The sequence below is a fragment of the Plantactinospora sp. WMMB782 genome (assembly GCF_049179135.1).
GTDB lineage: Bacteria > Actinomycetota > Actinomycetes > Mycobacteriales > Micromonosporaceae > Plantactinospora.
The window spans coordinates 4,970,063-4,988,967 of record NZ_JBMHMC010000007.1 but is presented as its reverse complement, the minus strand read 5'-3'; the positions used below and the strand labels follow the sequence as shown (position 1 = coordinate 4,988,967).

Sequence of the window (18,905 nt, the reverse complement as noted above, 5' to 3'; positions counted from 1 at the left end):
ACCGTGCAGGCGGAGACCGTGCAGGCGGAGACCGTGCAGGCGGAGACCGTGCAGGCGGAGACCGTGCAGGCGGAGACCGTGCAGGCGGAGACCGTGCAGGCGGAGACCGTGCAGGTGGTGATCCGGTTCCTGCCGTTCGCCGGCATCGTGCTCGGCACCTGCGCGGCGGCCGTGCTCGCCGGCCGGCGGGCCGGGCCGGCCCGCCGGCGCGGCCGGCGCCGCTGACCGGCACGCCGCGCTCACCCGTCCGGTTCCGGCGCCGAGGGGTCGGCGCCGGCCAGTGCGAACAGTACGGTGCGGACGGCCTGCCGGAGGTCCTGCCGGCTCTGCTCGCTGCCGGGGGGTGGGGCGCTGAGCGAACCGGCCCCGACCAGGCGGTCGAAGAGCAGCCCGTCCACGCAGGCGACGAGGTGGTTGCCGCTGCGCTCCGGGTCGGCCGCACCCGCCTGGGCGAGCAGTGCCCGCGCCTGGGTCCGGGACGCGGTGCCGTAGGCCAGGATCTCCCGCAGCTCGAGGTGGTGGGTGGCCTCCAGCAGGCAGGCGTACCGGGCCAGCGTCCGGGTGCGTCCGGCGGTCAGCCAGTGGTCGAGCACGTTCGCGATCCGGCCGGCGAGCTGGTCGAGTTCCCGGGGCCCGAGCGGTCCACCCCAGGCGGGCGACCCGGCGGGCGGCTCGGCGGGCAGGTCGGTGGCTTCGAGGTCCGCCCGGTCGAGGTCGGCGAGGCGGCGTACCACCGCCTCGACCAGCGCCTTGCGGGTCCGGAAGTACACCGAGGTGGAGCCGAGCGGCAGCCCGGCGCGGGCGTCCACGGCCCGGTGGGTGAGCCCGCGCATGCCGAGTTCCGCCACCAGTTCGATCGCGGCGTCGGTGATGACGGCGAACCGGTCCCGTCCTGCGCTCACCCGGTGCTCCCTCCGATGTCGTTTTCTACGGATGTAGTATGGCCTTCTACAGATGTAGAAGGATCAGTTCTCGGAGGTGGGCGGGATGGATCGGACCGCGGTGGTGGTCGGGGCCGGAATCGGCGGTCTCTGCGCGGCGCTGGCGCTGCGCCGGCAGGGATGGCAGGTGACCGTCCTGGAACGGGCGCCCGCGTTCGGGGCGGTCGGCGCGGGCATCACCCTGCTGTCCAACGCGCTGACCGGGCTGGCGGCGCTCGGCGTCGACGAGCGGATCCGGGCCGCCGGCCGGGTGGAGGCGGCCGGCGGGACCCGGACCGCCGACGGCCGGTGGCTGTCCCGGCTCGACGCCGCCGACCTGGCCGGCCAGCTCGGCACGGAGTCGCTGGGCATCCACCGGGCGACATTGCACGAGATCCTCCGCGCCGCCCTACCCGAGGGCACGGCCGTGCGCACCGGAGCGGAGGTGGTCGAGGTGGTCGCCGGACCACCCGCCGAGGTCAGCTACGTCTCCGACGGCGTCCGCGACACGCTCCGGGCCGACCTGGTGGTCGGGGCGGACGGGCTGCGCAGCGCGGTACGCCGCCGGTTGTGGCCGGACGTCCCCGCTCCGGCGTACGTCGGCACCACCGCCTGGCGGGGCGTCACGGCGGCGCCCTGGACCGGTGAGCTGCTGGTGGCGATCACCTGGGCTCCGGGTGCCGAGTTCGGGATGGTGCCGCTCGGCGACGGCCGGGTCTACTGGTTCGGCGCGGTCAACGCCCCGGAGGGCGGGCGGACGCCGGACGAGTTGCGGGCGGCCCGGGAGCGGTTCGGGTCGTGGCACGCGCCGATCCCGGCGCTGCTGGACGCGACGGATCCGCAGGGAGTGCTGCGCAACGACCTCTACCACCTCGGCACCCCGCTGGGCAGCTACGTGACGGGGGCCGTGGCGCTGCTCGGCGATGCCGCGCACGCCATGACACCCAACCTGGGACAGGGAGCCGCGCAGGCGATCGAGGACGCGGTGGTACTCGGGTCGAGCCTGGCGGACGGCGTCGAGGTGTCGACAGGTCTCGCCCGGTACGACGCGCAGCGCCGCCCGCGCAGTCAGCAGGTGGCCCGCGCCTCCTACCTGGTCGGCCGGTTCGGACAGCAGTTGAGCAATCCGCTGGCCGTTCGGCTACGCAACGTGACGATGCGGCTGACGCCACCCCGGCTCGCACTCCGTTCGATGGCCCGGTACGCGGACTGGCGACCGCCGGCCGAGGCCCGCGGCTGAGTCACCGTCCCAGGCACCTCAATAGCAGAAAAGCCGCGTATCCGGCGCGAGATGAATCGACCATTCACCTACATTCACGCCACCACGGTGCCGTGTTCCGTGCCCGAACGTCCCGATTAGCCGCATAATGCAACACGGACCGCAGGGGCATCCGCCCCAAAGCGGCTAAAAGGAGCGAAAGGCCCGATCGTGAAGCTCACTTTCATTCGCAAGACGGCGCAGTCCCAGGTCAACAACTGCCCGTCGCTGTACCGCACGGACCGTGACACCTTCATCGTGCAGGGCTGGCGCGTCGCCGACCCCGAGGCGCTGGCCCAGCTCGACATCCCGGCGCACGAGACAGCGGTGGAGGTGCCGGCCGACGTACTGGCCGAGATCGCGAAGACGCTGTAGGTACACGCAGCCCCCGATAGACACCGTCGGTTCACGAGGCCCGGCCGGCCGGACGTTCGCGCAGGTCGGCCAGGGTCACCGGGGTACGGGCCAGCAGCAGCCGCTCCAGCGCGGCGACCGTACCCACCTCGCCGAGCACGTCCACCCCGCCCACCTCCCCCCGATAGGCGTACGCCAGCCGGTAGAGGTACCTCCCGGCAAGCCGCTCGACGGTCACCTGCCACCGCCCGCAGCAGGTGCAGACCCAGCCCCGCATCCGGCGAAGATAGCTCTGAGCTGCGAAAACTCCTCACCCGCCGTCCCTCGTGAGCAACTTCTGCGCCCCCTGGGGCGGATGTGACTCCCGGTACGGCCGCAGGGCACCCCGGCCCGTCGCCCATCTGGTTGACTTGGCCGGGTGGAGCTGCCGATCAACCCGCCGGTCGAGCCGATGCTGGCCAGGAGCGTGCCGAAGATCCCCACCGGGCCCGGGATGAGTTACGAGCCGAAGTGGGACGGCTTCCGCTGCATCGTCTTCCGGGACGGCGACGAGGTCGAGCTGGCCAGCCGGGGCGGCAAGACGCTGACCCGGTACTTCCCCGAGGTCGTCGCGCAGGCCCGGACGCAGTTGCCGACCCGCTGCGCGGTCGACGGCGAGCTGGTCGTGATCCGCCGGGACGGCCCGGACGGGGAGCCGAGGCTCGACTTCGAGCTGCTCAGCCAGCGCATCCATCCGGCCGCCTCCCGGGTCAACATGCTGGCCGAGACGACCCCGGCCGACCTGGTCGCCTTCGACCTGCTCGCGGTCGGCGACGAGTCGTTTCTCGACCGGCCCTACCAGGAGCGCCGGGCCCGGCTGGCCGAGGAGTTGCGCGACGTCGTACCCCCGGTGCACGTCACGCAGACCACCACCGACCCGGAGACGGCGGCCCGGTGGTTCGAGATCTTCGAGGGAGCCGGCCTGGACGGGCTGATCGCCAAGCCCGCCGACATCCCGTACGAGCCGGGCAAGCGACTGATGTTCAAGGTCAAGCACACCCGTACCGCCGACGTGGTGGTGGCCGGCTTCCGCTGGCACAAGTCCGGCCCGGTGGTCGGCTCGCTGCTGCTCGGCCTCTACGACGAGGCGGGCACGCTGCACCACGTGGGCGTCTCGGCGTCGTTCACCGCCGCCCGCCGGGTCGAGCTGCTGGACGAGCTGGCACCCTACCGCGAGGGCGTCGAGGAGCACCCCTGGGTGCACGGCGACCACACGGCCGGGCAGCGCATCCCGGGCGGTCCGAGCCGGTGGTCCGGCACCAAGAGCCTGGAGTGGGAGCCGCTGCGGCCGGAGCTGGTGGTCGAGGTCGGTTACGACGCGATGGAGGGGGACAGGTTCCGGCACACCGCCCAGTTCGTCCGCTGGCGGCCCGACCGGGAGCCGGCCTCCTGCGGGTACGACCAACTCGACCGCCCGATCCGGTTCGACGTCGACCAGGTGCTCCGGGGCGACCCGCTCGCCTCCGGCGCGTAGCCTGACCGTCGACACGAACACGGAGGACGTCCCCTTGCCCCGCTCGCACCTTCGCCGACTGCCCCTGGCCGGTCTCCTCGTCGCCGTGCTGCTGGTCGCCGGCTGCACCATCCCGCTGTTCCGGCCGGACGACGAGGGCGAGCGCGGCGGGCCGGCCGCACCGCCGAACGGCGCCGCCGCCGCAAGCTGGAAGCCCTGCCCGGAGGTGCCGCGAAAGCTGGTCGGCCGGGCCGCCTCAGGTATGCGCTACGACTGCGCCACCATCGACGTACCCGCTGACTGGAACACGCCCGGCGGTGCCGGCGCGGGCGGCGACAAGCTGGAGATCTCGCTGCTGCGGATCCGCTCGGCGAAGCAGCAGGACCGGATCGGCTCGCTGCTGGTCAACCCCGGCGGGCCGGGGGGTTCCGGCGTCGACTCGGCGGTCTACCTGTCGTTCGGGGCCAGCTTCGGCGGGCTGCCCGACGAGGTGACCAGGCGTTTCGACATCATCGGCTTCGACCCTCGGGGGGTTTCCCGCTCCTCCCCCGTCAAGTGCGTCTCCGACGCCGACCTGGACAGCACCTTCGGCTTCGAGCCCGATCCGGCCGACCAGGCCGAGTTCGACGAGCTGGTGGCGTTGAACCGCCGGATCGGCGACACCTGCGGCAGCAAATACGGCGAACGCCTGCGGCTGTTCTCCACCGAGCAGGCCGCGCACGACATGGACGCGATCCGCACCGCCGTCGGCGACGAGAAGCTGAGCTACCTCGGCTACTCCTACGGCACCCTGCTCGGCGCGACGTACGCCCAGCTCTTCCCGCGTAACGTCCGGGCGCTGGTGCTGGACGGCGCGGTCGACCCGGAGCAGGACATCGTGGCCGGCTCGGAGAGCCAGGCCAAGGGCTTCGAGCGGGCCTTCACCAACTTCACCACCTGGTGCCGCCAGACGCCGGGCCGCTGCCCGATCGCGCCGGACGCCCGGGGCGCGGTGACCGACGCGCTGGACAAGGCCCGGGTGAATCCGGTACGCGGCGAGGGCGGCCGGGAGGCGACCGCCGGCTGGATCTTCTACGCGGTGATCTCCTCGCTCTACACCGAGTCGGGTTGGCAGAAGCTCGCCGCCGCGATCGACTCGCTCGGCGAGGGCGACCCGAAGGAGGTCTTCGAACTCGCCGACGCGTACGCCGAGCGGGGCGAGGACGGGAGCTACACGAACCTCTTCGACGCGAACCTCGCGGTGAACTGCGCCGACGAGGAGGACCGGGTCGGGGTGGACCGGATCCGGTCGTTGCAGTCGGAGTGGCGCGAGAAGTACCCGCTCTTCGGCGCCCCGCTGGCCGTCGGCATGCTCAGCTGCGAGTTCTGGCCGGGGCAGCGGGACCCGTACCCGACCGGTCCGGCGACCGGCGCCCCGCCGATCGTCGTGGTCGGCACCACCGGCGATCCCGCCACTCCGTACGAGCAGACGCCGAAACTGGCCGAGATGCTCGACGTCGGCGTGGTGCTGACCTGGCAGGGCGAGGGGCACACCGCCTATCCGCAGACCCGCTGCATAACCGACGCCGTCGACGACTACCTGATCGACCTCAGGCCGCCGAGCCCCGGCACCACCTGCCCGGCCCGCTGACCCGATGGCTGAGCTGATCTTCCGAACCGCCCGCCGGGAAGACGTGCCGGCGATCGTCGCGATGCTGCTCGACGACGAGGTGGCCGCGAGCCGGGAGCCCGTGGCGGGCGCGAGCCGGGAGCCGGTGGAGCCGACCGGCGAGGAGGTCGACGCCGCATACTGGGCCGGCTTCGAGGCGGTCGACGCCGATCCACGCAACGAGCTGATCGTCGCCGAACTCGACGGCGAGCCGGTCGGCACCATGCAGCTCACCTTCATCCCCGGAGTGAGCCGGCGCGGCGCCGAACGGATGCAGATCGAGGCCGTCCGGGTCCGCTCCGACCGGCGCGGGGACGGGATCGGGCGGCGGATGATGGCCTGGGCGGTGGAACAGGCCCGGGAACGCGGCTGCCGGCTGGTCCAGTTGACCACCGACAAGCGGCGTACGGACGCGCACCGCTTCTATGCCGGACTCGGCTTCCAGGCCAGTCACGAGGGCATGAAACTGTCGCTCTGACGCGCTTAGCGAATCGCCGCCCCGACCGCAACACCGTTACTCGCCCGATCATGAGCAACCATTGCTCAACCGTTCCTCAACATATCGTCGCGCGGCGGTTCGGTGTTTACAGCCCTGGTCACCACCCCTAGGGTCGGGAGTCCTACCAGGACCGTCCCGTGTGCCAGCGGATCGGACCCGCCGACATCTTCTGTGGGGAGTGAGCGATCGTGGGCGGCATGTCGGAATTCCTGATCACAGAACTGCGGATCTTACGCACGGCACGCGGCATGACTCAGGAGGAGTTCGGAAAGGCGATCAAATATTCGGGGAGTCACGTCTCGTCCGTGGAGACCGGGCAACGTCCGCCGACCGAGGACTATCTCGACATCGTCGATCGGGTCTGCGAGACCGGCGGGTTGTTCAGTCGAATGCTGGCGCGGGTCAACACCCTGGAGATCGTGCACGTCTGGCTCCGCCCGTGGATCGAGATCGAGCGGGACGCGATAGTACTGAAGTCGTACGAGCCGCTCGTGGTGCCGGGACTGCTCCAGACCGAGGAGTACGCGCGGGCGCTGCTGCGCACCGGCACGCTGCCGGAGGCGGACCTGGAGCCGCAGGTGCGGGCCCGGATCGACCGCCAGCAGGTACTCGACCGGGAGAAGCCCCCGCTGGTCTTCGCGGTGCTGGACGAGGCCGTGCTGCGCCGCCCGATCGGCGGCCCGGCGGTGATGCGGGAACAGCTCGATCATCTGTTGGTGATGGCGGAGCGACCGAACGTGAACATCCATATAGTCCCGGCCGCCACCGGGGCGTACGTTGGACTGAACGGTGCGTTCGCGATCGCCACGCTGCCGGACTGCCGGGACCTGGTCTATCTGGACCACCAGCTCCAGGGGCTGGTCTCGGAGCGGCCGGACGATCTCCTGCTCGTCCGGGAGGCGTGGGAGAAGGTGCGCGGCGTTGCCCTGCCCGTGCAGCAGTCCATCGAGTTGATCAGGGAAGTGGCGGAGACATGGACGTAGCAGACGCCCGGTGGCGCAAGTCGACCCGATCCAGCGCCAACGCCGGCAACTGCGTGGAGGTGGCCGGCAACCTGCCCGGCCGGGTACTCGTCCGGGACAGCAAGGACCGGTCCGGGCCGGTGCTGGCCTTCGGCCCGGACGCCTGGCGGTCCTTCCTGGCCGAGGTGCCCCGGGACTGACCCGGCGGGAACATCCTCGTACGCCGTGATACCACCGTGTCATCGTGATGACACGGTGGTATCACCGCCGAACCGAACATCCCCGCCCGCCCGAACCGAACATGCCCGCCCGGGATCGAGCAGGCCCCCGAGCCGCGGATCACTCCGTCGGGCAGCCGCCGGAACCGCCCGGGTAGGTCGACACCCGCCGCTCGGTGACCGCGATGTAGTCGACAAGCGCCTGCCGGGAGCGAGTGAGCGTGTCGATCCGGTCGTCCAGCCCGTGCAGCCGGGCCCGCAACGTGTCCAGCGTTTCGGGGCACGGTTCGAGTTCCGGGGCCGTACCGGTGGCGCAGGGCAACAGGAACCCGATCTCCTGTGTGGAGAGTCCGGCTTCGAGCAGTCTCCTGATCTGGGTGACGGTCACCACGTCGCCGTCGCCGTACTCCCGGTAGCCGCTGCTGGCCCGTGCGGGTTCGAGCAGGCCCTGGGCCTCGTAGTAGCGCAACTGGTGCGTGTTGACCCCGGTCTGCCGGCTCAGTTCCCCGATCAGCACGGTCACGCCTCCTTGACCTTCATACCGGTGTGAACGTTGACGATCCTGCCATGAGCATCGACAAGACCCCCGTGACAGTCGTCGGCCTGGGCCTGATGGGCCGGGCGCTGGCCGGAACGTTCCTGCGCGCCGGCCACCCCACCACCGTGTGGAACCGGACCGCCGCCAGGGCCGACGAACTCGTCGCCGAGGGCGCCCGGCTCGCCGGCTCGCCCGCCGAGGCGGTGGCGGCCAGCCCGCTCGTGATCGTCTGCGTGTCGGACTACGCCGCCGTACGCGAACTCCTCGAACCGCTGGGCGACATCCTCGGTGCACGGGTCCTGGTGAACCTGACCTCGGGTACCTCCGAAGGGGCCCGGCAGACCGCCGAGTGGGTGACCCGGCAGGGCGGCAGCTACCTGGACGGGGCGATCATGGCGGTTCCGCCTGCGATCGGCACGGCCGAGGCCGTCCTCCTCTACAGCGGCCCCCGGGCCACCTTCGACCGGCACGAGCCGACGCTGCGGCTGCTCGGCGCCGGCACGGCGTACCTCGGTGCCGACCACGGGTTGTCGTCGCTGCACGACGTGGCGCTGCTCGGGGCGATGTGGAGCGTGCTGAACAGCTTCCTCCAGGGCGTCGCTCTGGTCGGCACGGCCGGCGTGGACGCCACCGCCTTCGCCGCGTTCGCCGGCCCGCTGATCGGCACGGTACGCGACTGGCTGCCCGACCTGGCCCAGCAGATCGACAAGCGCGACTACACCGCGCGGGACGCGACGATCGGCACCCACCTGGGCGCGATGGAGCACCTGGTGCACGAGAGCGAGTCGCTGGGGGTCGACGCCGGGCTGCCGAGGCTGCTGAGGGCCATGGCCGACCGGGCCGTCGCCGACGGGCACGCCGACAGCGACTACGCGGCGCTGATCGAGCAGTTCCGCAGACCCGGCCGCGTCGACCGGTAAGCCGGCGCGGCGTCGTCCGGTCAATCCTTGCGGTCACGGTCCCGGGACGGCTGGACCCGCTTGGGCTCCCCCGGCATCTTCGGATGGTCCGGCGGGTAGGGCAGGTCACCGGAGCCGTCCCGGTCGTCCCGGTCGGCCCACTCCAGCAGCGGGCTGATGTCCCACGGCGCGTCGTCGATGCCGGCGTGCGGGTCGCCGATCTTCGCGATCCGCTCCGGCACGGTCTTCAGATCGAAGTCGTCCGGCTCCACGTCCGGCAGCTCGTCCCAGGTCACCGGGGTGGAGACGGTGGCCCGGGCGTTGGCCCGCAAGGAATACGCGCAGGCGATCGTCCGGTCCCGGGCCATCTGGTTGTAGTCGACGAAGACCTTCTCGCCGCGCTGCTCCTTCCACCAGGCCGTGGTGACCAGGTCGGGGCGGCGCCGCTCCACCTCCCGGGCAAAGGCGATCACCGCCCGGCGCACCTCGGTGAAGGTCCAGCGGGGCTCGATCCGCAGGTAGACGTGCACGCCCCGGCCGCCGGAGGTCTTCGGCCAGCCGGTCGCGCCCAGCTCGTCGAGGATCGCCCGCACCTCGCCGGCCGCCTCCACCGCGTCGGCGAAGTCGGTGCCCGGCTGCGGGTCGAGGTCGATGCGCAACTCGTCGGGACGGTCGACGTCGTCGCCCCGGACCGGCCAGGGGTGGAAGACCACGGTCCCCATCTGGGCCGCCCAGGCGACGTGCGCCAGGTCGGCCGGGCAGAGCTCGTCGGCACTGCGACCGCTCGGGAACTGGATCCTGGCGGTCCGGATCCAGGGTGGCACGCCCCGGGCCGGCACCCGCTTCTGGTAGAACATCTCCCCCTCGATGCCCTCCGGGAAGCGCTGCAACGCCGTCGGCCGGTTGCCGAGCGCCCGCATGATCCCGTCGCCGACCGCGAGGTAGTAGTCGAACATGTCCTTCTTGGTGAACCCGCGACGGGGGAAGTAGACCCGGTCCGGGCTGCTCAACCGCACCGTGTGCCCGGCCACCTCGACCTCGAGGGGCTTCGCCTTCGCGCTCCCACCAGCCATGCGCCGACCCTATGCCACCGCTCCGACACCCGGGGCCCGACACGGAGACGCCGCCGGGCGGCACGTCCGCTCAGTTCAATGCAGCTCGGCTCAGCGCAGCGCTCGCGACTCCGGCTCCCAACTGCCGTGCCGGTGCGCCTCCCAGACCTGGCAGAGCAACACCAGCTTCTGCTCGAACCGGGGATCACGGTCGAAGAGGCCACCGTCGTACGGGGCGGGCAGCCGCAGCGGAGCCGCGTCGCCGAGATAGACCGCCACGACGGTACGGTCCCGGCGGCGCTCCGCCCGCACGTCGACCACCCGGGACCAGGCCACGGGCGCGCACGTCCGGTACGCCCGGCCGCACAGTCCCGCCTCGTCCAGCCGGACCCGGGTCCGGAGCCGGTCGGCGGTGCCGCAGAGCACACCGAGCGGCAGCGGCGCCAACACGGCGACCCAGCCCAGTTCGCCGAGGTCCCCCTGGCCGGGCAGGGCACCCGCGATCACGATCGCGGCGCCGCTGCCCAGTCCGCCCCAGCGCAGTCCCCGGACCACCGCCTGCCGCCAGGTCAGCCGGAACTCGGCGAGCACCGGCCGGTGCCCGCGACGCCGTCTACTTCCGCCCGGCCAGGTGGCGGTTCGCATGTCCTGTCAACGATCCGGCCGCCGGCCGGTGATTTACCAGTTGTTTCCCGCTGTTTTCGCACGGAGTTCGCGGCACGTCGCCGCCTGACGATCACCGCCGTACCGTAGGGGCATGGCTGACAACGTTCACCGGGACGACCGGGGGAATTCCCTGCCCACGAGCGAGGAGGAGTGGCGGGTCCGGCTCACTCCGGAGGAGTTCAGCGTGCTCCGCCAGGCGGGCACCGAACGGCCCTGGACCGGCGAGTACGTGGACACCAAGACCCCCGGCACCTACCACTGCCGGGCCTGCGGGGCGGAACTCTTCGCCAGCGACACCAAGTTCGACTCGCACTGCGGCTGGCCCAGCTTCGACCGGGCGCTGCCCGGCGCGATCCGCTACCTGGAGGACCGCTCGCTCGGCATGGTCCGGATCGAGGTGCGCTGCGCCAACTGCGACTCCCACCTCGGGCACCGCTTCGACGGCGAGGGCTTCACCCCGACCAACGCCCGGTACTGCATCAACTCGATCTCGATGCGGCTGGACCCGTCGACCACGTAGAATCATCGCATCTGCGGTGAAACGGGGAATACGGGGGAATTCGACATGGCGGGCACCTGCGAGGTCTGCGGCAACGACTACTGGATGGCGTTCGAGGTCCGCACGACCAGCGGGGACGTGCACACCTTCGACTCGTTCGAGTGCGCGGCGCACAAGCTCGCCCCGGTCTGCGAGCACTGCGGCATCCGGATCATGGGGCACGGCGTCGAGGTCTCCGGCCGGTTCTTCTGCTGCGGGCACTGCGCCCGCGCCGTCGAGGGCGAGCGGGGCGCGGAGATCCGCGACGCCGTCGGCGCCCGACCCTCCTGACCGGCCACACAGCCGCGGCCCGCCGCCGGGGTGCCGACGCCACTGGTACGCCCCGCGCCTACCATCGCGGGATGCACCAGTCGCAGACGCCACCGCTGACGGCGGACCCCGCCGGGCGGGAGAAGTTCCGGGTCGCCTCCTTCGCCGACCTCGACACCCGGACCCTGCACGATCTGCTGAAGCTCCGGATCGACGTCTTCGTGGTCGAGCAGGAGGCCGCCTATCCCGAACTCGACGGCCGGGACGTCGAGCCGGGCACCCGGCACCTGTGGTTCAGCCGGGGCGGCCGGCCGATCGCGTACCTGCGACTGCTCGCCGACCCGGGCGGGGTGGAACGGATCGGCCGGGTGGTGGTGGCTCCCGAGGCCCGCGGCGGCGGGTACGCCGGACGGCTGATGACCGAGGCGCTGGCCGTGGTCGGCGCCCGGCCCTGCGTACTCGACGCCCAGGCGCAGCTGGCCGACTTCTACGCCCGCCACGGCTTCACGGTCAGCGGCCCGGAGTACGTCGAGGACGGCATCGCGCACGTGCCCATGCGCCGCGAGCCGACCTGAGCCGACCGGCCGGCACCGTGCTGAGCCGACCGGCCGGCACCGTGCTGAGCCGACCGGCCGGCACCGTGCTGAGCCGACCGGCCGCACCGTCGGCAGTGCCCGACCGGAGCAGGCTACGGCAGCCCGTTCACCAGTTCCCCGACGCTGCGGCGCCGACCGGTGTAGAACGGCACCTCCTCGCGGACGTGCCGGCGGGCCCCGGAGGCGCGCAGGTCGCGCATCAGGTCGACGATCCGGTGCAGTTCGTCGGCCTCGAACGCGAGCAGCCACTCGTAGTCGCCGAGCGCGAACGAGGCGACGGTGTTGGCCCGGACGTCCGGATAGCCCCGGGCCATCATGCCGTGCTCGGCCAGCATCTCCCGGCGCTCGGCGTCGGGCAGCAGATACCACTCGTAGGAGCGGACGAACGGATAGACGCAGATGTAGCTCCGGGCCGGCTCGCCGGCCAGGAACGCCGGGATGTGGCTCTTGTTGAACTCCGCCGGCCGGTGCAACGCCAGCTGCGACCAGACCGGCGCCAGGTGCCGGCCGAGCGCGGTGCGCCGCAGCCGCCCGTACGCATCCTGGAGGGCGTCGCTGGACGAGGAGTGCCACCAGACGAGTACGTCCGCGTCGGCGCGCAGCCCCGAGACGTCGTAGCTGCCCCGCACCACCACGTCCTTGCCGGCCAGCTCCTCGAAGAGCGACTCGACCTCGGCGGCGACCCCGTCCCGGGCCTCCGGCAGCGGCCCGGTCGCCCGGAACACCGACCACATCGTGTAACGGATGCTCTCGTTCAGCTCGCGCAGCCGCGCCGCGTTGCTCTGCTCCACACCGCCCTGCGCCGAAGCCCCGCTCTGTGCACCGTCGCCCTGTTCCGCAGTCATGCCCTCGATACTCCCAGCACTTTGATGATCTCTTCGGCGGCGGTCTCGCCGGAGCGTACGCAGACCGGAATCCCCACCCCGTCGTAGCCGGCGCCGGCCAGCGCCAGGGTCGGGTGCGCGGTCCGCAGCGCCGCCCGGGCCGCCGCCACCCGGTCCAGGTGACCGGGAGCGTACTGCGGCAGCGCGCCGCCCCAGCGTTGCACGTGGCTGTCGACCGGCGCCGGCAGCGCCGCGCCGAGCAGCCCGGACAGCTCCCGGTGCACCGCCGTCACCAACTCGTCGTCGGCGCGTTGCAGCAGGTGCTCCTCGCCGTAGCGGCCGACCGAGGCGCGCAGCAGCACGGTGCCGTCCGGCCGGCGCAGGTGCGCCCACTTGCTGGTGAAGAAGGTGGCCGCCTTGACCAGGGTGCCCTCGGCGGCCGGTACCAGGAAACCGGAGAGGTCGGCCGGGACGGTGCCGGTCGCGGGGACCCGGCCGGCGGTCGGGGCGGCGGCGGCCGACAGGGCCGGTGCCACGGCGCCGGCCGATCCGGTTTCCGCCACCGGGCCGGGCAGGGCCAGGCTGACCAGCGCCACGCTGGCGTAGTCGAGCCGGCCGACGAGCGCGCCGGCCGCCACGTCGACGCCGCCGAGCAGCCGGGCGGCGGGCCGGGCCGGCAGGGCCAGCAGCACCGCGTCGACCTCGACCAGTTCCGGGTCGCGGGTCGGGCCGATCACCAGCCGCCAGCCGCCGGGGACGGGCAGCAGTTCCCGGACCGCCGCGTCCAGCCTGATCCGGGCCCGCGCCGCCTCGGCCACCGCCGCCACCAGCCGGCTCACCCCGCCGTCGACGGTGGCGAAGACGGGGGTACCGACCGGCCGGGGTGCGGCGGCCAGCGCCGCCCGGACCGCCCCGGTCAGGGTCCGTTCGGTGCGTGCCGCGCGGGCCAGCCCCGGCATCGTGGCGGCCAGCGAGAGTTCGTCGGCGCGGCCGGCGTAGACGCCGCCGAGCATCGGGTCGACGAGCCGGTCCACCACCTCGTCGCCGAGCCGGCGCCGGACCAGCTCGCCGACTGTCGGGTCGTCGTCCGGGCCGAGCAGCGGACGGCCCCCGTCGGCGTCCCGCTCCGCCGCCGGCCGGGCCACCGGGGCCACCGCGGCCAGGTCACCGGGTACTCCGACCAGGGTGCCCGGCGGCATCGGCCGCAGCTCACCGGCGATCGCCAGGGCCGCCCGCCCGGTCGCCGGGTGCACCAGCGCGTCGGCCAGCCCCACCCGGCGGGCCAGGGCGACCGCCGCCGAGTCCCCGCCGGCCGGGTCCCGGGTCAGGAACGCCTCGGCGCCGAACTCGACAGTCGATCCGGCCAGTTCTCCGGTACGCAGCTTGCCGCCGAGCGCGCCGGACTGCTCGTACACGGTGATCTCGGTGTCGGCGGGGAGCCGGTCCCGCAGCCGGAGCGCGGCGGCCAGCCCGGTCATCCCGCCGCCGACCACGGCGATCCGGAATCCCCGTGTGGTGTCACTCACCGGCGTGCCCGCCTCCCGCCTCAGCTCGCGGACGCCTCGTGGACCAGGGCGACGACCCGGGTCAGCACGTCCGGGTCGGTCTCCGGCAGCACGCCGTGCCCGAGGTTGAAGACGTGCCCGGGTGCGGCGGCGCCCTCGGCCAGCACCCGGCGCACCTCGGCCCGCACCGCCGGCCAGGGCGCGAAGAGTACCGCCGGGTCGAGGTTGCCCTGCACCGCCCTGTCCGGCCCGATCCGCACGGTGGCCGCGTCCAGCGGGGTACGCCAGTCCACCCCGACCACGTCCGCGCCGGCCTCGCCCATCGCGCCGAGCAGCTCGGCGGTGCCGACCCCGAAGTGGATCCGGGGCACGCCCGCGTCGGCCAGCCCGCGCAGCACTGTCGTCGAGTGCGGCAGCACGAACCGGCGGTAGTCGGCCTCGGAGAGCGCCCCGGCCCAGGAGTCGAAGAGCTGCACCGCCGAGACGCCGGCACCGACCTGCACCCGCAGGAAGGCGAGGGTGATCTCGGCCAGCCGGGCCAGCAGGGCGTGCCAGACGTCCGGGGCGCCGTGCATCAGCGCCTTGGTCCGCAGGTGGTTACGGGACGGGCCGCCCTCGACCAGATAGCTGGCCAGCGTGAAGGGCGCCCCGGCGAAGCCGATCAGCGGGGTGTCGCCGAGCTCGGCGACGAGCAGGCGTACGGCTTCGTCCACAAAGGAGACGTCGGTCGGGTCGATGGGCCGGATCCGCTCGACGTCGTCGAGGGTGCGTACCGGCTCGGCCACCACCGGCCCGGTGCCGGGGACGATGTCCAGGTCAACCCCGGCCGCCGCCACCGGTACGACGATGTCGCTGAACAGGATCGCCGCGTCGACGCCGTGCCGGCGTACCGGCTGGAGGGTGATCTCGGTGACCAGGTCGGGGCGACGGCAGGATTCCAGCATCGGTATCCCGGCCCGCACCTCGCGGTATTCGGGCAGCGAACGCCCGGCCTGCCGCATGAACCAGACCGGGGTGTGCGGCACCGGCTCCCGCCGGCAGGCCCGGACGAACGGCGAATCGGCCGGGCCACCGGTGGCCGGCTGGTCGTCTCGGGCCGCGTTGCCCGCAGTCGTGGTGCTCATCGGCGCAATCGTGCCACGCCACGCGAACCCGGCGACGCCCACCGCCGGGTTTTGTGGCCCGCCGGACGTACCCGCCGGTGCCGTGCCGGACGTACCCGCCGGTGCCGTGCCGGGCCGCGCCGGACTTACCCGTGGTGCGGCCTGCCGGTCGACCGGGGCCGGCTGACCGGCGCGGCGCCCCACCACGGCGCCGACGATCGGCTTAGGCTGCGGATATGGCCTCCCCGATCGTGCAGCCCGAGACCTTCGCCCGCGCGGTGGCCGGGTTGCGGTCGGCGGCGCCGCGTGCCGAGATCGTGCTGGAGGAGGTGGGTGCCCCGCAGCGGCTCGCCCCGTACGCCTTCGCACTGGCCGCCACCGTGCGCCGCGACGGCGAGGAGGTGGCCACCGGACGCCTGATCCTGCTGCACGACCCGGCCGGACACGAGGGCTGGGAGGGGACGCTGCGCCTGGTTACCTACGTCACCGCCGAGCTGGAGATCGACCTCGCCGCCGACCCGCTGCTGCCGGGCGTCGGCTGGACCTGGCTGACCGACGCCCTCCAGGCCCGGGACGCGGCCTACCGGGCGCTCGGCGGCACGGTGACACAGACCATGTCGACCCGGTTCGGCGAGCTGGCCGGCCCGCCGGCTGCCGGTGACATCGAGATCCGCGCCTCCTGGACCCCGACCGACGACGACCTGCGGGCGCACCTGCTGGCCTGGTGCACCCTGCTCGCCTCCACCGCCGGGCTGCCGCCGCCGGGTGTCACCGCGCTGCCGCAGTCCCGGCCGGCCGGCGCCGCCTGAGCCGCCGTCGCCACGTGATTCCGCCGGCGCCGCCTGACCTCGGTGGGCCCGGCCGGGTCGCACCGAAACCGCTGCGTCCCAACCGCTTCACCGATCCCAGCCGCCCCACCCGACCCGACTCGCCGGACCGGCTGCGCGATCACCAACGTGGCGAAGACTAGGGTTGTCAGGTGACCGACGAACCACCCCTGCGCCGTCGGGCCGCGCAACGCCGAGCAGGGGACGAGCCGCACAGCCTTCCGGTGACCGCGCCGGATTCCGAGACAGTGGGGCCCGACCCAACGCCCGGCGGGCCCGTACCGCTTCTCGCCCCTCGCGACGGCACCCCGGCCCCCGTCGAGACACCCGCCGGCCTGGCCGAGCTGGTGTCCCGGTTCGCCGCCGGCACCGGCCCGGTCGCCGTCGACGCCGAACGCGCCTCCGGCTACCGCTACAGCCAGCGGGCCTACCTCGTCCAGCTCCGGCGGGCCGGGGCCGGTACCGTGCTCATCGACCCGCTGCCGCTGGGCGACCTGCACACCCTGGACGAGGCGATCGCGGACACCGAGTGGGTACTGCACGCCGCCAGCCAGGATCTCGCCTGCCTCGCCGACCTCGGGCTGCGCCCCAGACGCCTCTTCGACACCGAGCTGGCCGCCCGGCTCGCCGGTTTCGAACGGGTCGGCCTGGCCGCGCTCACCGAGCAGCTGCTCGGCTTCACCCTGGAGAAGCACCACTCGGCGGCGGACTGGTCCACCCGGCCGCTGCCGGAGTCCTGGCTGACCTACGCCGCGCTGGACGTGGAGATGCTCGTCGAGCTGCGGGACAGGCTCGCGGCCGAGCTGGACCGGCAGGGCAAGGCGCAGTGGGCGGCCGAGGAGTTCGCCGCGCTGGTGGCCTGGGGCACCCAGCCGGCCCGGCAGCGGCCGGACCCGTGGCGGCGGACCTCCGGCATCCACCGGGTGCGGGGGGCACGGGCGCAGGCCCGGGTGCGCTCGCTCTGGTACGCCCGGGACGAGATCGCCGCCCGCCGCGACTCGGCGCCCGGCCGGGTGCTTCCGGACGCCGCGATCATCGCCGCCGCCGAGCTGGACCCGAAGGACGAGCGGACCCTGTTGATGCTGCCCGGCTTCGGCGGCCGTTCGGTACGCCGGCTCGTCCGGACCTGGCTGGACGCCCTCGCCGACGCCCGGCAGTTGCCGGACGACGCGCTGCCGGTGAGTCCGACGATCGACGGCCCGCCCCCGCCGCACCGCTGGGCCGAGCGGGACCCGGTGGCGGCCGGACGGCTGAGCCGGTGCCGGGAGGTGGTGACCCGGATCGCGGCGGCGCACACCCTGCCGCCGGAGAACCTGATCACCCCGGACTCGGTGCGCCGGCTGGCCTGGATCCCGCCCGAGGAGATCACTCCGGAGACGGTCGCCGAGACGCTGCGCGGGTACGGCGCCCGGGGCTGGCAGGTCGGCCTGATCGCCGAGGAGCTGGCGGCGGCCCTGGTCGAGCCGACCGCCTGACCCGCCCGCCCCGGCCCGCCTGGCCGGGGCGGGCCGGACCGGGCCGGGCCGATCCGGGCGGGCCGGGCCGAGCGATCCGGCCAGGTCGGTGGGCAGCCGGGTCGCGTCTGGTGGCCGGGTCGCGTCTGGTGGCCGGGTCGCGTCTGGTGGCCGGGTCGGGTCGGATGGCCGGGTCGCGTCGGGTGGGCGGGCCGCGTCGGGTGGGCGGCGGTCAGCGGCCGTCGGAGCCGTGTGGTTGCAGGTGCCGGGCGGGCCGGCGGAGGCCGAGCAGTTCGTCGCGGATCCGGCACCACCGCACGGCGTCCCGGATGCCGTCGGCTACGGAGTACTCCGGTTTCCAGTCCAGCAGCAGCCGGGACCGGGTACTCCGGGTGAAGGCGCCGGCCCCGTCGCCGGGGCGGGCCGGGGCGTCCCGGGTGCGCACCGGACCGACCGCCTCGGTGAAGGCGGCGACGAGTTCCCGGACGGTGGTGCCGTCCCCGGTGCCGAGGTTCACCGCCTCCACCGAGCGGCTGCCGCCGGCCGGCAGGATCTCGTCGAACCGGCGCAGTGCCTGCACGTGTGCGCGGGCCAGGTCCCAGACGTGCACGTAGTCGCGGACACCCGAGCCGTCCCGGGTGGGCCACTCGGTGCCGGTGATCAGGAACTCGCCGCCCTCGGCCCAGGCGTCGATGAGTCTGCCCAGCGCGTGCGTCGGGCGGGGCAGTTGCAGGCCGGTACGCAGCAGCGGATCGGCGCCGACCGGGTTGAAGTAGCGCAGTGAGAGTGCCCGCAGCCCGGTCGCCTCGGCGGTGTCCGCGAGCACCGTCTCCATCATCGCCTTGGTCCGGGCGTACGGGCTGGCCGGTGCGAGTGGTGAGGTCTCGTCGACCGAGAGGTCGGCGCCGGGCCGGTAGATCGCCGCCGAGGAGCTGAAGACGTAGCGGGTGACCCCGTTGCGGATCACGTGTTCGAGGAGGTCCAGCGACTTGCCGACGTTCTCCCGGTAGTAGCGCAGTGGCTGGCTCACCGACTCGGGCACCACGATCAGCGCCGCCGCGTGCAGCACCGCGCCGATCTCCGGATGCTCGGCGAAGATCCGGTCCAGCAGTGCGCCGTCGGAGATGTCGCCGCGGTAGAAGGTCCGTCCCCGGGTGAACTCGGCCCGGCCGGTGCAGAGGCTGTCCAGGATGACCGGCTCGATGCCCTCGTCCAGGCAGGCGGATGCGACGGTGCTGCCGATGAAGCCGGCACCGCCGGCGATCAGCACCTTCACCCGGCC

Annotated in this window: 22 protein-coding genes and 1 pseudogene; 13 read left to right on the top strand and 10 right to left on the bottom strand. The window is 73.3% G+C overall.

Going from position 1 to position 18,905, the window contains the following annotated elements:
* Positions 1–20 precede the first annotated feature (20 nt).
* Positions 21–146: pseudogene (locus tag ACN28A_RS24675) on the bottom strand (hypothetical protein); the annotation flags it as partial.
* 93 nt (positions 147–239) lie between these two features.
* Entirely contained in the window at positions 240–902 is a 663-nt protein-coding gene (locus ACN28A_RS24670; RefSeq protein ID WP_421398511.1) for a TetR/AcrR family transcriptional regulator, read from the bottom strand.
* An 85-nt stretch (positions 903–987) separates the two neighbouring features.
* On the opposite strand from ACN28A_RS24670, the gene ACN28A_RS24665 reads away from it, so the two are divergent.
* Both ACN28A_RS24665 and ACN28A_RS24660 read left to right on the top strand, forming a co-directional pair.
* Positions 988–2,160 (top strand): FAD-dependent oxidoreductase, encoded by a 1,173-nt coding sequence (locus ACN28A_RS24665; RefSeq protein ID WP_421398508.1) that lies wholly within the window; start codon positions 988–990, stop codon positions 2,158–2,160.
* 189 nt (positions 2,161–2,349) lie between these two features.
* Positions 2,350–2,553 carry a hypothetical protein gene (locus ACN28A_RS24660; RefSeq protein WP_278060524.1) on the top strand — a complete coding sequence of 68 codons (204 nt, stop codon included), beginning with the start codon at positions 2,350–2,352 and terminating at the stop codon, positions 2,551–2,553.
* Positions 2,554–2,584: 31 nt separating this feature from the next.
* Here the strand turns inward: ACN28A_RS24660 and ACN28A_RS24655 are convergent, their stop codons facing one another.
* Positions 2,585–2,809, bottom strand: a complete 225-nt coding sequence (locus ACN28A_RS24655) for a hypothetical protein (RefSeq protein ID WP_421398506.1) — start codon at positions 2,807–2,809, stop codon at positions 2,585–2,587.
* A gap of 141 nt (positions 2,810–2,950) precedes the next feature.
* On the opposite strand from ACN28A_RS24655, the gene ACN28A_RS24650 reads away from it, so the two are divergent.
* From ACN28A_RS24650 to ACN28A_RS24630, 5 genes are all read left to right on the top strand, one after another.
* The gene (locus ACN28A_RS24650) at positions 2,951–4,045 is read left to right on the top strand and encodes an ATP-dependent DNA ligase (protein WP_421398503.1); all 1,095 of its coding nucleotides are present in this window, start codon (positions 2,951–2,953) and stop codon (positions 4,043–4,045) included.
* A 34-nt stretch (positions 4,046–4,079) separates the two neighbouring features.
* Entirely contained in the window at positions 4,080–5,654 is a 1,575-nt protein-coding gene (locus ACN28A_RS24645; protein WP_421398501.1) for an alpha/beta hydrolase, read from the top strand.
* Between the two features lie 4 nt (positions 5,655–5,658).
* Complete coding sequence (locus tag ACN28A_RS24640; RefSeq protein WP_421398499.1) at positions 5,659–6,150, top strand: GNAT family N-acetyltransferase; 492 nt, start codon at positions 5,659–5,661, stop codon at positions 6,148–6,150.
* Between the two features lie 218 nt (positions 6,151–6,368).
* Complete coding sequence (locus tag ACN28A_RS24635; protein WP_421398497.1) at positions 6,369–7,154, top strand: helix-turn-helix domain-containing protein; 786 nt, start codon at positions 6,369–6,371, stop codon at positions 7,152–7,154.
* Entirely contained in the window at positions 7,145–7,333 is a 189-nt protein-coding gene (locus ACN28A_RS24630) for a DUF397 domain-containing protein (protein WP_421398495.1), read from the top strand. Before ACN28A_RS24635 ends, ACN28A_RS24630 begins: the two co-directional genes overlap by 10 nt.
* A gap of 139 nt (positions 7,334–7,472) precedes the next feature.
* Here ACN28A_RS24630 and ACN28A_RS24625 read toward each other — a convergent pair whose 3' ends face one another.
* The gene (locus ACN28A_RS24625) at positions 7,473–7,874 is read right to left on the bottom strand and encodes a MerR family transcriptional regulator (RefSeq protein WP_421398492.1); all 402 of its coding nucleotides are present in this window, start codon (positions 7,872–7,874) and stop codon (positions 7,473–7,475) included.
* 44 nt (positions 7,875–7,918) lie between these two features.
* Between ACN28A_RS24625 and ACN28A_RS24620 the strand changes: the two genes are divergently transcribed.
* Positions 7,919–8,809 (top strand): NAD(P)-dependent oxidoreductase, encoded by an 891-nt coding sequence (locus ACN28A_RS24620; protein WP_421398490.1) that lies wholly within the window; start codon positions 7,919–7,921, stop codon positions 8,807–8,809.
* Positions 8,810–8,829: 20 nt separating this feature from the next.
* Here ACN28A_RS24620 and ligD read toward each other — a convergent pair whose 3' ends face one another.
* Together ligD and ACN28A_RS24610 are read right to left on the bottom strand one after the other, a co-directional pair.
* Complete coding sequence (ligD, locus tag ACN28A_RS24615; protein WP_421398488.1) at positions 8,830–9,861, bottom strand: non-homologous end-joining DNA ligase; 1,032 nt, start codon at positions 9,859–9,861, stop codon at positions 8,830–8,832.
* A gap of 90 nt (positions 9,862–9,951) precedes the next feature.
* A complete protein-coding gene (locus tag ACN28A_RS24610; RefSeq protein ID WP_421398486.1) occupies positions 9,952–10,485 on the bottom strand; it encodes a hypothetical protein in 534 nt (177 codons plus the stop codon).
* A 112-nt stretch (positions 10,486–10,597) separates the two neighbouring features.
* On the opposite strand from ACN28A_RS24610, the gene msrB reads away from it, so the two are divergent.
* The 3 genes from msrB (at position 10,598) to ACN28A_RS24595 (ending at position 11,889) form a co-directional block, all read left to right on the top strand.
* Positions 10,598–11,026, top strand: a complete 429-nt coding sequence (msrB, locus tag ACN28A_RS24605) for a peptide-methionine (R)-S-oxide reductase MsrB (protein ID WP_421398484.1) — start codon at positions 10,598–10,600, stop codon at positions 11,024–11,026.
* A gap of 45 nt (positions 11,027–11,071) precedes the next feature.
* Complete coding sequence (locus tag ACN28A_RS24600) at positions 11,072–11,335, top strand: Prokaryotic metallothionein (protein ID WP_421398481.1); 264 nt, start codon at positions 11,072–11,074, stop codon at positions 11,333–11,335.
* Positions 11,336–11,406: 71 nt separating this feature from the next.
* The gene (locus ACN28A_RS24595) at positions 11,407–11,889 is read left to right on the top strand and encodes a GNAT family N-acetyltransferase (RefSeq protein WP_421398479.1); all 483 of its coding nucleotides are present in this window, start codon (positions 11,407–11,409) and stop codon (positions 11,887–11,889) included.
* 113 nt (positions 11,890–12,002) lie between these two features.
* On the opposite strand, the gene hemQ is transcribed toward ACN28A_RS24595, so the two are convergent.
* The 3 genes from hemQ to hemE form a co-directional block, all read right to left on the bottom strand.
* Positions 12,003–12,755, bottom strand: coding sequence for a hydrogen peroxide-dependent heme synthase (gene hemQ, locus ACN28A_RS24590; protein WP_421398477.1), 753 nt, complete (start codon positions 12,753–12,755; stop codon positions 12,003–12,005).
* Positions 12,752–14,212, bottom strand: coding sequence for a protoporphyrinogen oxidase (hemG, locus tag ACN28A_RS24585; RefSeq protein WP_421404632.1), 1,461 nt, complete (start codon positions 14,210–14,212; stop codon positions 12,752–12,754). Before hemG ends, hemQ begins: the two co-directional genes overlap by 4 nt.
* Positions 14,213–14,280: 68 nt before the next feature.
* Positions 14,281–15,363: a uroporphyrinogen decarboxylase gene (hemE, locus tag ACN28A_RS24580; protein WP_421398475.1), complete on the bottom strand. Its 1,083-nt coding sequence runs from the start codon at positions 15,361–15,363 to the stop codon at positions 14,281–14,283.
* Positions 15,364–15,578: 215 nt separating this feature from the next.
* On the opposite strand from hemE, the gene ACN28A_RS24575 reads away from it, so the two are divergent.
* Together ACN28A_RS24575 and ACN28A_RS24570 are read left to right on the top strand one after the other, a co-directional pair.
* Positions 15,579–16,151 (top strand): DUF3000 domain-containing protein, encoded by a 573-nt coding sequence (locus tag ACN28A_RS24575; RefSeq protein ID WP_278060507.1) that lies wholly within the window; start codon positions 15,579–15,581, stop codon positions 16,149–16,151.
* Between the two features lie 170 nt (positions 16,152–16,321).
* Complete coding sequence (locus ACN28A_RS24570) at positions 16,322–17,644, top strand: ribonuclease D (RefSeq protein ID WP_421398472.1); 1,323 nt, start codon at positions 16,322–16,324, stop codon at positions 17,642–17,644.
* A 211-nt stretch (positions 17,645–17,855) separates the two neighbouring features.
* Here the strand turns inward: ACN28A_RS24570 and galE are convergent, their stop codons facing one another.
* Entirely contained in the window at positions 17,856–18,899 is a 1,044-nt protein-coding gene (gene galE / locus ACN28A_RS24565; RefSeq protein WP_421398471.1) for a UDP-glucose 4-epimerase GalE, read from the bottom strand.
* Positions 18,900–18,905 lie beyond the last annotated feature (6 nt).